The sequence below is a fragment of the Halomonas sp. V046 genome, assembly GCF_052645355.1.
Window position 1 is genome coordinate 237492 of the sequence record NZ_JBQXYF010000002.1, and the last position, 14942, is coordinate 252433.

Sequence of the window (14942 nt, forward strand, 5' to 3'; positions counted from 1 at the left end):
TGGGCCGCGCCTTGGTCTCTGGGTCAGACCCTCTGGGTCAGACCCTCTGGGTCTGACCGCATCCTTGTCGGTTTCGCCGGTGCGAATACGAATGACCTGCTCCAGTGGGGTGGCTGAAGACAGCTTCCGTCGCCTGGGCCGCGCCTTGGTCTCTGGGTCAGGCCCTCGGGGTTATACCGCATCCTTGTCGGTTTCGCCGGTACGAATACGAATGACCTGCTCGAGCGGGGTGACGAAGATCTTGCCGTCGCCGATCTTGCCGGTGTTCGCGACCTGGGTGATGGCCTCGATGACCTGCTCGGTCATGCCGTCGTCCACGGCTACCTCGAGCTTCACCTTGGGCAGAAAGTCGACGACGTACTCGGCGCCGCGGTAGAGCTCGGTATGGCCTTTCTGACGGCCGAAGCCCTTGACCTCGGTGACGGTGATGCCCTGGACGCCGATTTCCGAGAGCGACTCGCGAACGTCGTCGAGCTTGAAGGGCTTGATGATGGCGGTCACCAGTTTCATGGTCGTGTTCCTCGTCCTGTCCATTGAGGGAAGGCTCGCGTGCACGGCGTGACGGTGCGCTGGGAGCGCTTCCTGAAGCGGCGCGGCAATGCGCCTTTCCTGTCTAGTGTGACAAAGCATACGCCTGGCGGACAGCAATAAAAAAGACCCCCGAAGGGGCCAGGTGGAGCACGCCAGCTCACTGGAGTCGCGGTAACCTCGGGGTTACTTCTTGGCGACGTTAAACTCGGGGTAGGCTTCGAGGCCGCATTCGGCAAGGTCGACGCCTTCGTATTCTTCTTCTTCGGTGACGCGCACGCCCATCACCGCCTTGATGATCAGCCACACCACCAGGCTCGCCGCGAAGACCCAGGCGAAGATGCCGGCGATTCCGAGCAACTGGGCACCGAAGGTGGCGTCGGCGTTGTTCAGCGGGACCGCCAGGACCCCCCAGATGCCGACCACACCGTGGGCCGAGATGGCACCGACCGGGTCGTCCAGGCGCAGCTTGTCGAGGGTGACGATGGACAGCACCACCAGCACGCCGCCGAAGGCACCGATCAGGGTCGCGCCGAGGGCCGACGGCGACAGCGGGTCGGCGGTGATGGCCACCAGACCGGCGATGGCGCCGTTCAGGGCCATGGTCAGGTCGGCCTTGCGGAACCACACCTTGGCAAGCCCCAGGGCGGCGAGGACACCACCGGCGGCGGCGGCGTTGGTGTTGACCAGAACCTGGGCCATGTTGTTGGCGGAGGACACGTCGGAGACCTTGAGCTCGGAGCCGCCGTTGAAGCCGAACCAGCCCAGCCACAGGATGAAGGTACCCAGGGTCGCCAGCGGCATGTTGGCGCCAGGGATGGCGAAAATCGCGCCGTTTTTGCCGTACTTGCCCTTGCGCGGGCCCAGGACCAGGACGCCAGCGAGGGCCGCGGACGCGCCAGCCAGGTGCACGATGCCAGACCCGGCGTAGTCCGAGAAACCCGCTTCGGACAGCCAGCCACCGCCCCAGGTCCAGTAGCCGGACACCGGATAGATGAAGCCGGTCATGACCACGGCGAAGGCCAGGAAGGCCCACAGCTTCATGCGTTCGGCCACGGCACCGGAGACGATGGACATGGCGGTGGCCACGAACACGACCTGAAAGAAGAAGTCGGCGCGGGCGGAGTAGTAGGGCGCATCGTCGCCACCGGCGAGCACGGCGTCGACGCTGTTCTCGGCGCCGAGCAGAAAGCCGAGATTGGGCAGGAAACCGCCGCCGTCGGAGGAGTACATGATGAAGTAGCCCACCAGCAGGTACATGGTGCAGGCGATGGCGAACAGCACGATGTTCTTGGTCAGGATCTCGGCGGTGTTCTTGGCGCGCACAAGGCCGGCCTCGAGCATCGAGAAGCCCGCGGCCATCCACATGACCAGGGCGCCACAGATCAAGAAATAGAAGGTGTCGAGCGCGTAACTCAGTTCACTGATGTCGACCATGGAGGTTCTCTCTTATTCAAACCAGGGATGCGGTAGCCGGGGAGACGGCCAAGGCTCAAACGGCGTCCGCGCCGCGCTCACCGGTGCGGATGCGGATGACGTCTTCCAGCGGGGTGACGAATACCTTGCCGTCGCCGATCTTGCCGCTGTTGGCCGCGTTGCAGATGGCGTCCAGCACGGTGTCCAGACGATCTTCATCGACCGCGACCTCGACCTTTACCTTGGGCAGGAAGTCGACGACGTACTCGGCGCCGCGATAGAGCTCGGTGTGGCCTTTCTGGCGACCGAAGCCCTTGACCTCGGTGACGGTGATGCCTTGGACGCCGTTGTCGGCCAGCGCCTCGCGCACGTCGTCCAGCTTGAATGGCTTGATGATGGCGGTGATCAGCTTCATACCGGTTCTCCCTGCGGGAAGTGTGGCGGCATGGTGCCGCTCGGTGCATTCATGGCTTGTTAAAGCGTGAACCGTGCCAGGTCCTTTTTAATCTCTTACATATCAGTTTGTTGTAATTATCTATTGGTGCCAGATGCTGCAATGCACTGTGCCGGAGATAACGATGCGCACTATTTTGGTGCTCGGCGAGAAATGGCGTGCGCCAATGAGGGGCGAGCCGACGCCGGCTCGACAGGGTGAGTGACGACAAGACACATGCGCCGACGCCGCCCCTTGCGTATCCTGTCGGGAGCGTCACACCTTCATCTCAAGGAGAATCATCATGGTCAGCCAGGACCGTATCAGCCGCTTGGCCCAGCAGATCGGCGAGCGTCTGCAGGGCGCCTCCCAAGCCCCGGACGAGATCCACAAGGGCGTGCAGCAGGTGGTGCGCGGCGCCTTCGACCGACTGGAGCTGGTGTCTCGGGAAGACTTCGATATCCTGATGGACGTGCTGCAGCGCACCCGCTCCCGGGTCGAGGCCCTCGAAAAGCAGGTCGCCGCCCTCGAGGAGGCCGTGGAACAGCGCGCAGCCGCGACGCCCCCGGCCGTGGCTCAGGAAGGTGTCGAAGCGCCGGCCGGCCCGGCGCATGGCAGCGGCGACGACGAAGCGCGCTGAACCGCCTAGGCGGTGCGCAGAGGCCGGACAGGACGTCCGGCGGACCCTGAGGCGAGGGAATGCCAATGACGCTGGCGATCATCACCACTCGAGCCGGGCTCGGGCTGGATGCCCCCGAGGTTCAGGTCGAGGTGCACCTGGCCAACGGCCTGCCGGGTATGACACTGGTCGGCCTGCCCGAGGCCGCCGTCAGGGAGAGCCGCGAGCGCGTACGCAGCGCCCTGACGACCTCGGATCTCGAGTTTCCGCTGCGCCGTATCACCTTGAATCTCGCGCCCGCCGACCTGCCCAAGGAAGGCGGGCGCTTCGATTTGCCCATCGCGCTCGGGCTGCTGGTTGCCTCCGGCCAGATCCCCTCCGAGGCACTGTCCGGTGTCGAATGCGCTGGCGAGCTGGCGCTCGATGGACGCTTGCGCCCGGTGACGGGCATCCTGCCGTTTGCCCTGGCTACCCGGGCGGCCAAGCGGCGTCTGCTGGTTCCACGTGCCAATGCCGACGAGGCGGCGCTGGTGGCCGGCCTCGAGGTCCTGCCGGCGGATCATCTTCTCGACGTCGTCGCCCATCTGCTGGGTAAGGCGCCGATCGAGGCGCACCGGGCGGTGCCGCCGGTGATGGTGTCCCAGGAGATCCCTGACCTGGCCGATGTGCGCGGCCAACACCAGGCGCGTCGGGCCCTGGAAGTGGCGGCGGCCGGTGGCCACAACCTGCTGTTCGCCGGGCCGCCTGGCACCGGCAAGACGCTGTTGGCGAGCCGCCTGCCGGGAATTCTGCCGCCGCTGTCCGATGACGAAGTGCTGGAAGTCGCGGCACTGCGCTCGGTGTGCGGCATGGCGCTGGCGCCGGAGTGGAGCAGGCGTCCCTTTCGCGCTCCTCACCATACCGCCAGCGCCGTCGCCCTGGTCGGCGGCGGCTCGAAACCGCGCCCGGGGGAGATCTCCCTGGCCCACCGCGGGGTGCTGTTCCTGGACGAGTTGCCGGAGTTCAGTCGACACGTGCTGGAAGTCATGCGTGAGCCGATGGAATCGGGCAGGATCCATATCGCCAGAGCCAACTGTGAGCGAGAGTTTCCCGCGCAGTTTCAACTCATTGGGGCGATGAACCCTTGCCCCTGCGGCCATCTGGGTGACCCGCGCCAGGCCTGCGTGTGCACCGCGACCCAGATCCAGCGTTACCAGGCCAGGCTGTCGGGGCCGCTGCTCGACCGTATCGATCTGCAGGTTGCCGTGCCGGCCCTGCCGGCGGATCAACTCACCGCGGATACCCGCGGCGAGCCCTCCAGCGCGGTGCGTGAAAGGGTCGTTGCCGCCCGGGAACGCCAGGCCGAGCGCGGTGAGTTGAACGCTCGGTTGTCCGGCCGCGCCCTGGATGAGGCCTGTGCATTGGGCGCCGCCGACCGTGCCTGGCTCGCCGAGACCCTCGAGCGGCTCAAGCTCTCGGCGCGGGCCTACCATCGGGTGTTGCGGGTCGCGCTGACGCTGGCTGACCTGGCCGGCCACCGGCGCCTGGGCCGCGACGAGCTGATCGAAGCCATCGGCTATCGCCAGCTCGATCGGTTGCTCAGAGGAGGATGAGCGCGATCACCGGGTCGCCCCCACGGGGGCGATTCGGCAAGACGCTGCGGAACCCGGGAGCGGTCGCGGCGCTCGATGCCAGCGCCAGGCGAACCGTCAACGCCTCACGTCCAGGCGGCGGTCACGCGCCGTGGAGCGTCGAGGGCGCCGGTCAGGTCCAGCATCGCAACGGCGAAATCCGCGTAGGAAATCTGTGAGGCGCCGTTGGCGTCGGTCACCAGCGTGTCCGAGCCCAGGGTGTACTCCCCGGTTCGATCACCTTGTGTCAGCATCGCCGGAGGCCGCAGGCACGTCCATGCGCAGTCTTCGAAGTCGTCGAGCAGCGCATCCTGCGCGGCGCAGGCTTCGGCGATCGGGCGCACCTGGTCCGGCAGAAATCCCGGCGCCGTCAACACACTGTGGCCGCTATTATCGGCGAGCTTGAGCAGCGCCGCGCCGCCGGTGATGAGCATCCGAGTACGGGCGAGTCGTGCCGCCTGCATGATCCGCTGGGTCAACGCTACCAGATCGCTTTCCTGGCCGGCTGGCGGGCGCAGTGCGCTGATCGCGACATCGTGTTCGGCGAGCAACTCGGCGATCTGCTCTGCGGACGTGGCGAGCACGTCGAGATTTCGGCGGGCGATTGCGTTGGGGAGCCGCGCATCGTCGGTCGCCTGGCGAGACACCGCTGTGACGTTAACGTTGCGCTGCAGTGCCTCTGCCGTGACGGCTCGACCGACATCGCCAGTGGCGCCAAAAATAATCATCTTCATGGGGTGACTCCTGAGTTGACCTTCATGGTTGCTTTGCCCCCTGCGCGCTGGCCTAGCCATACGCTGACCAACACCACCGCTGCGCCGAGGATTTGTACTGTGCTGAGAACCTGGCCCAGAGCCAGCCACCCCAGCAGCACTGCCGACAGCGGACTGAGAAACCCGAACGCCGTCACCGTTGCCGGCCCGAGCCTGGCGATGCCTCGAAACCACAACACGTAGCTGATGGCGGCACCGACGATACCCAGCCACAGGTAGCCGGCGAGGTTCGCCAACGAAGGGGCGGGCAAGGGGGCTTCGAATATCAGTGCGCCAGGCAGTAGCAGGAGGCCGCCCGCCGTCAGTTGCCAACTGGTGAAGACCAGGGGAGAGACCGGAGGCTGCCATTTGCGTGTCAGCACGGTCCCCGCTGCCATGGAGGCCGCCGCGGCGAGGGCCGCAGCGACCCCCAGCGGATCGATGGCGGCGTTGGGCCCGAGAATCAGTAGTCCGACCCCGGCGATGCCGGTCAGCGCTGCGATGACGCCTGCCGATTGCACTGGGGTCGCGAGGGCGATCCGCGAGAGCAGGAGCACCAGCAACGGTTGAATCGCCCCCAGCGTCGCCGCCAGCCCACCGGGTAGCCGATACGCGGCGACGAACAGCAGGCCCCAGAAGAGTGCGAAGTTCAGCGCACCGAGCATCAACAGTCGGCCGAGCCAGTCGCGCCCGGGCAACTGCCGTACCAGTGCCAGCAGGACCAGGCCGGCGGGTAAGGCGCGCAACATCGCCACGCCCAACGGATGCCCCGCTGGCAGGAGCTCGGTGGTCACGACATAGGTACTGCCCCAGATGACCGGGGCGAGGGCCGCAAGAGAGAGGTCGGTATAGCGCATGGCTGGCTCCTTATCTTGACGTCAAGATATTCGGTAAAAATCTTGAGGTCAAGATAAAATGCCGGCATAGTGGCGAGCATGGATCATATTGATAGCGTTCTCGCGCAGTGGCGGGCCGAGCGGCCCGACCTCGACACGGCCCCGATGGGCACGATTGGCAGGCTGAAGCGGCTGTCGAAGACCGTAAACGACCGAATGGAGCAACTGTTCGTCGTCCACGGCCTGAACAGGGCGAGTTTCGATGTCCTGGCCACCCTGCGTCGGGCGGGGCCGCCCTATGCCCTGTCGCCCTCAGCCCTGATCGAATGGACGATGGTGACGTCCGGCACCATGACCAACCGCATCGATCGCCTCGAGGCCGCTGGCCTGGTTAAGCGAACCCGCAATGAAACGGATGGGCGCGGCTTCGTTGTCGGCCTGACGGACGCTGGCTTTGCGCTGATCGATCGGGCGGTGACAGAGCATGTGGCGAATCAACATCGCCTGACCGAGACGCTCGATGACGCGGAACGAGAGCAGCTCGACCGGCTGTTGGCAAAATGGCAGCAAGGGCTCGAGGGGTAGGCCGCAGGCACTCCGTCGATCAGCGCTCTCGCGAGGCCTGCCACGCACCGTGGGGGTGGCTACCGACCGCGAATCAGCCTCCAGGCCTTGGGCCCATTGCCGGATACCCGGCAATGGGCCTTTGGGCGTTCTTCGGGTCGCCAGGCGGTTGCGGAGCGGCATCGGGTGGGCATGACATGCGCCAGGGGCGATGGGGGCTCGGAGCGAGCACAGCGTCCGGGCGAGGCGCGGATGATGGAACCTGTCTTATTGTATAGCTATTTGGGTGACTCGAGCGGTGGAGCTTCACGATTAGACATTGGTCGAATATTGCGCGCGATATCGTGCCCTTTCATGCACCTATTTTTTATCATAATTCGTTGTTTAAAATAATTTATTTAGGATTTCTCGGTGCGCCTTCGAGGCACAGGGGCGTCCGGGGTGGCGGTCGGGCTCGTGGCGGCACTGGTCGCTATAATGTATATACAAATAGGCGTTCGGTTTCCACTGCCAGAGGCTTGAGCGTTTCCTGGCGACAGGCGGGACTCTGGCGAGTGGAAGCGCCGCGACAATAACCTCAATACATCGGCCGCGCTCCAGGTGCGGTCCGGTAGCGCCCTGCGCTGCCCCCCAGGAGTGACGCCATGTCCCCCCACCCGAACAAGGGCCTCAAGGCCGGGGTCTTCTTTCCCGTGTTCGCCATCGTCATCGTCTCGGTCGTTGTCGGACTCGTCGACAACGCGCTGCTGGTGAAAACCGCAAAGAGCCTCTTCTATTTCTCACTGTCCGATTTCGGATGGCTCTATCAGCTGATCGCCATTTCCGCGCTCGGCATCACCACGTTCGTGTTCTTTTCCCGCGTCGGGCGCATTCGTCTGGGTGGGCCGGACGCCAAACCCAAGTTTTCGATGGCGTCCAACTTTGCCATGGCCCTGACCGGCGGTATCGCGACAGGCGTGGTCACCTACTCGGTCAACGAGCCGATCATCTACCTGGGCAATGTCTACGGTGAGATCGGCCAGCAGAGCTTTGCCGCGGGCAGTGGCGAAGCGGCGATCTTCGCGTTGGCGCGCAGCTTCCACAACTGGAGCTTCATCCCCTATGCGATCTACTCCATCGTCGGCCTGATGATCGCCTATATGCACTACAACCGGAAGCAGGGCTTCTCCATCGCCTCGACGGTAACGCCGGTACTGGGGCGCTTTGGTGAGATGGCGGCGGTGCGTGCCTTCATCGATGTGATTTCGGTGCTCGCCATCGCGCTGGGGCTGGCATCGTCGTTGGGGGCGGGGCTTGCGCTGATCAGTTCCGGCGTCGAGGCTGAGTACGGTATCGTCGCGAGCCCGGTGACCTGGCTCGGGCTGACGTTGCTGATTACCGTGATCTTCGTATCGTCGGCGCTCTCCGGCCTCAAGCGGGGGATACGACTGCTGTCGTCGATCAACGCCTACATCTTCTATGGCTTTCTGGTGATCCTGGTCGTGGTGGGGCCCTTGTCCTACATGCTCAGTCTCTCGACGACCAGCATTGGCTATTGGCTCGATCATTTCCTGCTGTGGTCTTTCGATACCAAGGAGTCCGGTGGTGAGGCCCTGGTGACCTGGTGGACCATGTATGACTGGTCGATCTGGATCGCCTACGCCCCGCTGATGGGACTGTTCTTGGCACGCATCTCCTACGGGCGCACCCTGCGCGAGTTCCTCGTCATCAACTGGATCCTCCCGGCCCTGTTCGGCATCGTCTGGTTCGCCATCTGGGGGAGTTCGGCGATCAAATGGCAGCTCGATGGCGCCATCGATCTGGTCGAAATGGTAAAAGCCAATGGGGCGGTCTCGGGGCTGTGGGGTTTCCTCCAGCACATGCCGCTCTCGACGCTGCTGGTGCCGCTGGCGATCTTCACCCTGATCATTTCCTTCGCGACCTCTGCCGATTCCATGTCGTCGACCATCGCGACCATCTGTACGCGCAACATCGGTGCGGATGAGGAGTCGCCCAAGGCCCAGAAGATCCTCTGGGGGCTGTCCATCAGTGCCATCGCCTACATCATGGTGGCCTTTGGCGGCGGCGCCCAGGGGGTCGATGGCATCAAGTACCTGGCCGCGGCGGGTGGGTTCAGCGTGGTCTTCCTGTTCGCCCTTATCCTGATGTCGGCGGTGCGCGTGTTGATCCTTGATCAGCGTACCGTGGAACCGATGGCGCCCCCCAAGATGAGCGCGGAGGCGCCCCATGAGTGATGGCCAAAGGATGGCCCCGGTGGTGCTGGGCGAGGGCTCGGTTGGCTGGGGTGATGTGGTGCGGGTGGCGTGCCATGGCGCACCACTGACGCTCGCAGCGCCGTGCCTGTCGCGACTGCACCGTGCGCGCGCGGCGGTGGAGGCCATCGCCGATTCCGACCAGGCCTACTACGGTATCAATACCGGGCTCGGGGCCCTGTGTGATGTGGTGCTGGAGCGCGATGCGCTGTCGCGGCTGTCGCGCCATACGCTGATGAGCCATGCCTGTGGCGTCGGTGAGCCGCTGCGCCGCGAGCAGGTGCGCGCGATCATGTGCTGTGCCGTGGTGAACTACTCCCACGGTCATTCGGGTATCAGTCCGGGGGTCGTCGAGGCCCTGGTCGGGTGTCTCAATGCCGGGATCACGCCCGTCGTGCCGGCGCGCGGGTCGGTGGGTTACCTGACCCACATGGCGCACATCGGGCTCGCGCTGATCGGCGTTGGTGAGGTCGAGGTCGAGGGCCGGAGGCTGGCCGCGACGCTTGCGCTTGACGCCTGTGGCCTGGTGCCGGTGACGCTGGGGCCGAAGGATGGCCTGAGCCTGGTCAATGGAACCCCGGCAATGACGGGGCTGGCCTGCCTCGCCTTGGACGGTGCGTCGCGCCTCGCCGACTGGGCCGACATCATCGGTGCGATGAGTTTCGATGCGTTGCGGGGGCAGCGTGATGCGCTGGGGGCGGATGTGGCCGCGCTCAAGCGCCATCCCGGTGTGGCGACGTCGGCACGCCACCTGCGTCGCCTGGTGGAGGGAAGTGCCTGGCTCGATCACTGCCACGGTGACCACCTGCAAGACGCGCTGAGCCTGCGATCGATGCCCCAGGTGCACGGCGCCTGTCGCGATCAGCTCGACCATGCCGCGCGTCAGGTCGATGCCGAACTCCGTGCTGCCACGGACAACCCCCTCGTCATCGAGACCGAGCAGGGCGTGCGGGTGGTGTCACAGGCCAACCCCCATGGCGCATCGGTGGCCCTGGCCTGTGATGCGCTGGCCATGGCGGTGTGCGAGTGGGGCTCGATCTCCGAGCGGCGCAGCTACCGACTGGTAACCCCCCAGGTTAGCCAGTTGCCGGCCTTTCTGACCCACGAGGGCGGGGTCAAGTCGGGCCTGATGATTGCGCAGTATGCGGCGGCGTCGCTCGCGGCAGATCTCAAGCGTCTGGCGCAGCCTGCGGTGACCGACAACTATCTCACCTCCGGGCTGCAGGAGGATCACTTGAGCCTCGGGGACAGCGCTGCCTTGAAGCTCGACCGCGCCGTGGACACCGCCTTGCGGGTGCTGGCCATCGAATACCTTCTCGCGGCGCAGGCCATGGACCTGATCGGCGCCCGGGACTTCGGCGCCGGGACAACCCTAGCGCGGCGTGATCTGCGTGAACGGATCGCCTATTACGACGAAGGCCACCCCCTGTCCGAGGACATGGAGGCGGCCTATCGCTTGGTCTCGCACTCGGCCCGTCTGGAGGCTTTCGCCGAATTTCTCCAATGCCCCCCGGACGGTGAACCGCCGGGGAGGTATTGAGGCGCTACGAAGCGCGCTGCTGGCCGGCTTCGTGGCCTGGCGTATCTGGCCTAGAGCGCGTCGGCATCGAAGGCGCCGCTGATGACCGTGGACCACAGGGCGGCGCCGTCGCCGGGGCGCCGCAGGCGCAGTTCGAGTCGATAGGGCACCAGCTCCCTGTCGGAAAGACGCAGCCGAGGGCCGTCGGCGATCAGGCGGCTATCCACCAGCCATTGTTGGCTGTCTCCCGAGGGGGTGCTGCCGGGTTGCCAGTCGAGCACCTGGGGGCCGTCTTTTACCCCCAGCAGGCCGCGAGTCAGGCTTTCCTGCACGCGCTCCTGGGCCAGGTTGAGCTTGGCGTCGACGTCCGGGGGCGCGAGCAGCAGGACCTGGTCTCTGAGCGCTGAGGGCACCGGCGGGGCGGAAACGACTTCTTCTGCCGCGCGCTGCCCCAGGCCCAGCAACGCCTGGCGCAGCTGGGTCGGCGCGTCCGGCGTCGTGGCGCAGCCGATCAGCAAGGCGATCAGGCTCAGTAGCCCCACCCAGTGGACGGCTCGCCGGCGGTAGCCGGGTCGGGCTGCTGCAGCGCCGCGAACGCTAGCCGATGCGGTGCTTCCCGCCCACGCTTGAATCGTCATGACGTCCGCTGTCGTTGCGCAACTCGGGGACGAACCCGCTAGGCGTCGGGGCATCGGCAAGAAGTCCTTGTCTTGGAGGTGGGGCGGAGGCGGCCGGCGAGGAAGTCGTGCAGGTGGCCGAACAGCTCGGCGCGGATGGTTTCCGCCTCGTTGACCAGATGATGCCGTGCTTCGGGGTGGCGGTGAATGCAGGCATTGGGGAATTTTTTCTCCAGCACCGCGAGATTCCAGGGGCCATCTACCGTCAGGTCCTTGTCACCTTGCAGGATCAGGGTCGGCAAGGGACAGGGGGGGAGATCCATGAGGCGCGGCATCCAGCGGCGCATGGCGGTGACCCAACCCGTGGGCAGGCGGACCGGCTGCAGCGGGTCGTTTTCGCGCAGAAACGCGGCGAAGTCGGCGTCGTTGGAATTCGCCCGGAAGCGCCTCGGTACACTGGCGACGAAGGGGCTGACCAGGCGATGCACCCAGCTGGAGCGAGCCCAGCCCCAGGGGCGCACCAGCGGTGCCAGCAGCACCAGCGCCGTCCAGTGATGGTCGGCGCCCCGGGTCAGGGCATCGGTGGCCAGAATGGCCGCGCCGGTGCTCTGCCCGACGCCGATCCAGGGGCCCTCGGCCAACCCTTCGCGGGTCAGGTGATCCTGCAGCATGCTCAGACTGTCGCCGTAGTCGGCGAAGTCGGCGATATCGGCGCGCTCGCCGCTGGACAGGCCGTGGCCGGGCAGGTCCCACAGGACGACCCGCAGGTTTTCCTCGAGCAGCAACTTGAGCAGGTGACGATAGAGCCCCAGGTGATCGTAGTAACCGTGCACGATAATTGCGGTGGCACGGGGCCGTGGGGGGCTCCACACTTGGGTCCAGAGGCGAAAGCGCGGCGTCGCCAAGTTGCCGGCGTGCAGCGTTATCGCATTGGTGAGCATGGCTCTTAGGCCGTAATGCGTGAGGTACTTGGCCAGGGTCGAGGTGGGGGCCAACGCGTTGGCGTCCACCCGGGTGAGGCCATCGAGTGCCTGCAGGGGAGTGAAATCGGTCATCGTATTCTCCACCTTGGCACTCCATGCTAGCGAGCCTGATGGTTCTGCACCACTGTTTCCTAATCACGCATGGCCCTTGGGACTTATCATTTGGTCTAGCCTGGAGGCTTCGGCAGGTCCTTTGCCTTTACATATGGAATTGTTTTCCACAAAATTATTCGTGAGCAGTCTACCTTCCCCTGTCCGGCCGGTCGGTGCCAGGGGGGCATCGAGCAGCCTTGTGAGGAGCTACACACCATGACCCAACGAATCACTCGCCATCGTCTGCAAGTGGCCGCCGAGCTGGACCAGTTCATCAATGAGCAGGCCCTGCCTGGTACCGGCATCGATGCCGAGGCCTTCTGGAAGGGCGTTGATGCCCTGTTTCATGACCTGACACCGACCAATCGGGCGTTGCTGGCCGAGCGTGATGCGCTGCAACAAAAGCTCGATGTCTGGCACCGTGAGCATCCTGGCCCGGTCACTGACATGGCCGCCTACCAGGCGTTTCTCAAGGATATCGGCTACCTGGTGGATCCGCCGGCCACGGTCGAGGTCACCACCGAAAACGTCGATCGCGAGATCGCCGTTCAAGCCGGTCCGCAGCTGGTGGTGCCGGTCAACAACGCCCGCTACGCCTTGAATGCCGCCAATGCGCGTTGGGGTAGCCTGTATGACGCGCTTTATGGCACCGACGTCATCGCCGAAGATGATGGCGCCGAGAAGGGCACCGGCTTCAATCCGAAGCGTGGCGCCAAGGTCATCGCCTATGCTCGCAATGTGCTGGACCAGGCGGCGCCGCTGGCGACCGGTACGCATCGTGATGCGGTGAAGTACTTCCTGCGTGACGGCCACCTTGTGGTGTCGCTGGACGGCGGTCGCGAGACAGGCTTGAAGGCACCGGGCAAGCTGGTCGGCTACCAGGGTGACGCGTCCGCACCGAGCTCGGTCCTGCTGTCACACAATGGCCTGCACCTGGAGATCCAGGTCGACGCCAGCCATCCGATCGGCAAGACCGACCCGGCTGGCGTCAAGGATCTGGTCGTCGAGGCCGCACTGACGTCGATCATGGACTGCGAGGATTCCGTGGCGGCGGTGGACGCCGAGGAAAAGGTCGGCGTCTATGCCAGCTGGCTTGGCCTGATGAAGGGCGACCTGAGCGCCGACATCAGCAAGGGCGACAAGACCTTTACACGCCGCCTGAACCCCGATCGCCGCTGGACCGCGCCGGACGGCGGAGACGTCACCCTGCCGGGACGTTCGCTACTGTTCGTGCGTAACGTGGGGCACTTGATGACCACCCCGGCGGTGCTCGATGAGCAAGGCAACGAGCTGCCCGAGGGCATTCTCGATGGCATCGTCACCGGCCTGGTCGCTCTGCATGACCTGAACAAGGGCGACGACGAGCCGCGCAACTCGCGCACGGGCTCCATGTACATCGTCAAGCCGAAGATGCACGGTCCCAAGGAAGTCGCCTTCGCGGCCACCCTGTTCGGGCGCATCGAAGACCTGCTTGGCATGACTCGCGATACCCTGAAGATGGGCATCATGGACGAGGAGCGTCGCACTTCGGTCAACCTGAAGGCCTGTATCGCCGAGGCGACGTCGCGGGTCGTGTTCATCAATACGGGCTTCCTCGACCGCACCGGCGACGAGATGCATACCGCCATGGAAGCCGGTCCGATGATGCGTAAGGGCGACATGAAGGGCGCTGCCTGGATCCAGGCCTATGAGCGTTCCAACGTCCTGGTTGGCCTGGCCTGTGGCCTGCGCGGCCGCGCTCAGATCGGCAAGGGCATGTGGGCCATGCCGGACCTGATGGCGGCGATGCTCGAGCAGAAGATCGGCCACCCGAAGGCCGGAGCCAATACCGCCTGGGTGCCGTCGCCCACGGCCGCCACGCTGCACGCCCTGCATTATCACCAGGTCGACGTGGCCGCGGTGCAGAAGGAGCTCGAGGCGCAGGACGAGAGCACGCTGCGTGATGAAATGCTGCAGGCCTTGCTCAGCGTGCCGGTGGAGGCTGCCGCCGACTGGAGCGAGCAGGAGCGTCAACAGGAGCTGGACAACAACTGTCAGGGCATCCTGGGCTACGTGGTGCGTTGGGTCGAGAGCGGCGTCGGCTGCTCCAAGGTGCCGGATATCCATGATGTAGGCCTGATGGAAGACCGCGCCACGCTGCGCATTTCCAGCCAGCACATCGCCAACTGGTTGCACCATGGTGTGGTCGATGCGCCGCGCGTCCAGGAGACGCTGGAGCGCATGGCCAAGGTGGTCGACGGTCAGAACGAAGGCGACCCGAGCTACACGCCGATGAGCGCGAACTTCGAGACGTCGTCCGCGTTTCAGGCGGCTAGCGACCTGATCTTCAAGGGCCGTGTGCAGCCGGCGGGCTACACCGAGCCGCTGTTGCATCACTGGCGCCAGGTGCATAAGGCCAAGTAAGGCCAAGCAGGAGGCGCCGAGGGACACCGGCGCTGGTGTCGTAGGCCGTTTTGAGCCGCAGCCTCGGGGCAGGATCGCCTGGGGCCAGGCGCTGATATCGCCCCCGTGGTTGCCCACGGGGGCGTTTTTGTGGCGTCGCGGTGCCCACGGGCGTTCGCCGGCTCGGGGCTGGGGCTCCACGGGGGCCGTAGGTAGGCGGGGTGGCCTCGGCGGGCAAGTCGCGCGCCATCGCCCCGCGACGCCGCTGTCCTGCGTTGGGCTCCGTCACGTTGTCAGGGTGGGCGCACCGGTTGGCTTGCGCTATCGTGGGCCGGGTG

The 14942-nt window shown here is 65.4% G+C and carries 13 protein-coding genes; 6 read left to right on the forward strand and 7 right to left on the reverse strand.

Annotated elements, in window-relative coordinates:
• Positions 1-171 precede the first annotated feature (171 nt).
• From glnK to ACUN9Y_RS03515, 3 genes are all read right to left on the reverse strand, one after another.
• Positions 172-510: a P-II family nitrogen regulator gene (glnK, locus tag ACUN9Y_RS03505; RefSeq protein WP_073437251.1), complete on the reverse strand. Its 339-nt coding sequence runs from the start codon at positions 508-510 to the stop codon at positions 172-174.
• A 204-nt stretch (positions 511-714) separates the two neighbouring features.
• The gene (locus ACUN9Y_RS03510) at positions 715-1965 is read right to left on the reverse strand and encodes an ammonium transporter (protein ID WP_445459294.1); all 1251 of its coding nucleotides are present in this window, start codon (positions 1963-1965) and stop codon (positions 715-717) included.
• Between the two features lie 55 nt (positions 1966-2020).
• Positions 2021-2359: a P-II family nitrogen regulator gene (locus tag ACUN9Y_RS03515; protein WP_445459295.1), complete on the reverse strand. Its 339-nt coding sequence runs from the start codon at positions 2357-2359 to the stop codon at positions 2021-2023.
• A gap of 322 nt (positions 2360-2681) precedes the next feature.
• Between ACUN9Y_RS03515 and ACUN9Y_RS03520 the strand changes: the two genes are divergently transcribed.
• Positions 2682-3017: an accessory factor UbiK family protein gene (locus tag ACUN9Y_RS03520; protein ID WP_445459296.1), complete on the forward strand. Its 336-nt coding sequence runs from the start codon at positions 2682-2684 to the stop codon at positions 3015-3017.
• Positions 3018-3082: 65 nt separating this feature from the next.
• Positions 3083-4588 (forward strand): YifB family Mg chelatase-like AAA ATPase, encoded by a 1506-nt coding sequence (locus tag ACUN9Y_RS03525; protein WP_445459482.1) that lies wholly within the window; start codon positions 3083-3085, stop codon positions 4586-4588.
• Between the two features lie 104 nt (positions 4589-4692).
• On the opposite strand, the gene ACUN9Y_RS03530 is transcribed toward ACUN9Y_RS03525, so the two are convergent.
• Both ACUN9Y_RS03530 and ACUN9Y_RS03535 read right to left on the reverse strand, forming a co-directional pair.
• Complete coding sequence (locus ACUN9Y_RS03530) at positions 4693-5340, reverse strand: NAD(P)-dependent oxidoreductase (protein WP_445459297.1); 648 nt, start codon at positions 5338-5340, stop codon at positions 4693-4695.
• Complete coding sequence (locus ACUN9Y_RS03535; RefSeq protein ID WP_445459298.1) at positions 5337-6215, reverse strand: EamA family transporter; 879 nt, start codon at positions 6213-6215, stop codon at positions 5337-5339. The genes ACUN9Y_RS03530 and ACUN9Y_RS03535 overlap by 4 nt, the downstream gene beginning before the upstream one ends.
• Before the next feature lie 78 nt (positions 6216-6293).
• On the opposite strand from ACUN9Y_RS03535, the gene ACUN9Y_RS03540 reads away from it, so the two are divergent.
• The 3 genes from ACUN9Y_RS03540 (at position 6294) to ACUN9Y_RS03550 (ending at position 10550) form a co-directional block, all read left to right on the forward strand.
• Positions 6294-6779 carry a MarR family winged helix-turn-helix transcriptional regulator gene (locus ACUN9Y_RS03540; RefSeq protein WP_445459483.1) on the forward strand — a complete coding sequence of 162 codons (486 nt, stop codon included), beginning with the start codon at positions 6294-6296 and terminating at the stop codon, positions 6777-6779.
• Between the two features lie 623 nt (positions 6780-7402).
• A complete protein-coding gene (locus ACUN9Y_RS03545; RefSeq protein WP_445459299.1) occupies positions 7403-8992 on the forward strand; it encodes a BCCT family transporter in 1590 nt (529 codons plus the stop codon).
• Positions 8985-10550: an HAL/PAL/TAL family ammonia-lyase gene (locus ACUN9Y_RS03550; protein ID WP_445459300.1), complete on the forward strand. Its 1566-nt coding sequence runs from the start codon at positions 8985-8987 to the stop codon at positions 10548-10550. The genes ACUN9Y_RS03545 and ACUN9Y_RS03550 overlap by 8 nt, the downstream gene beginning before the upstream one ends.
• 50 nt (positions 10551-10600) lie before the next feature.
• Here the strand turns inward: ACUN9Y_RS03550 and ACUN9Y_RS03555 are convergent, their stop codons facing one another.
• Positions 10601-11167, reverse strand: a complete 567-nt coding sequence (locus ACUN9Y_RS03555; protein WP_445459301.1) for a hypothetical protein — start codon at positions 11165-11167, stop codon at positions 10601-10603.
• A 38-nt stretch (positions 11168-11205) separates the two neighbouring features.
• Complete coding sequence (locus ACUN9Y_RS03560) at positions 11206-12201, reverse strand: alpha/beta hydrolase (protein WP_445459302.1); 996 nt, start codon at positions 12199-12201, stop codon at positions 11206-11208.
• A gap of 237 nt (positions 12202-12438) precedes the next feature.
• On the opposite strand from ACUN9Y_RS03560, the gene ACUN9Y_RS03565 reads away from it, so the two are divergent.
• Positions 12439-14625 (forward strand): malate synthase G, encoded by a 2187-nt coding sequence (locus tag ACUN9Y_RS03565; RefSeq protein ID WP_445459303.1) that lies wholly within the window; start codon positions 12439-12441, stop codon positions 14623-14625.
• The last annotated feature ends 317 nt before the right edge of the window (positions 14626-14942 follow it).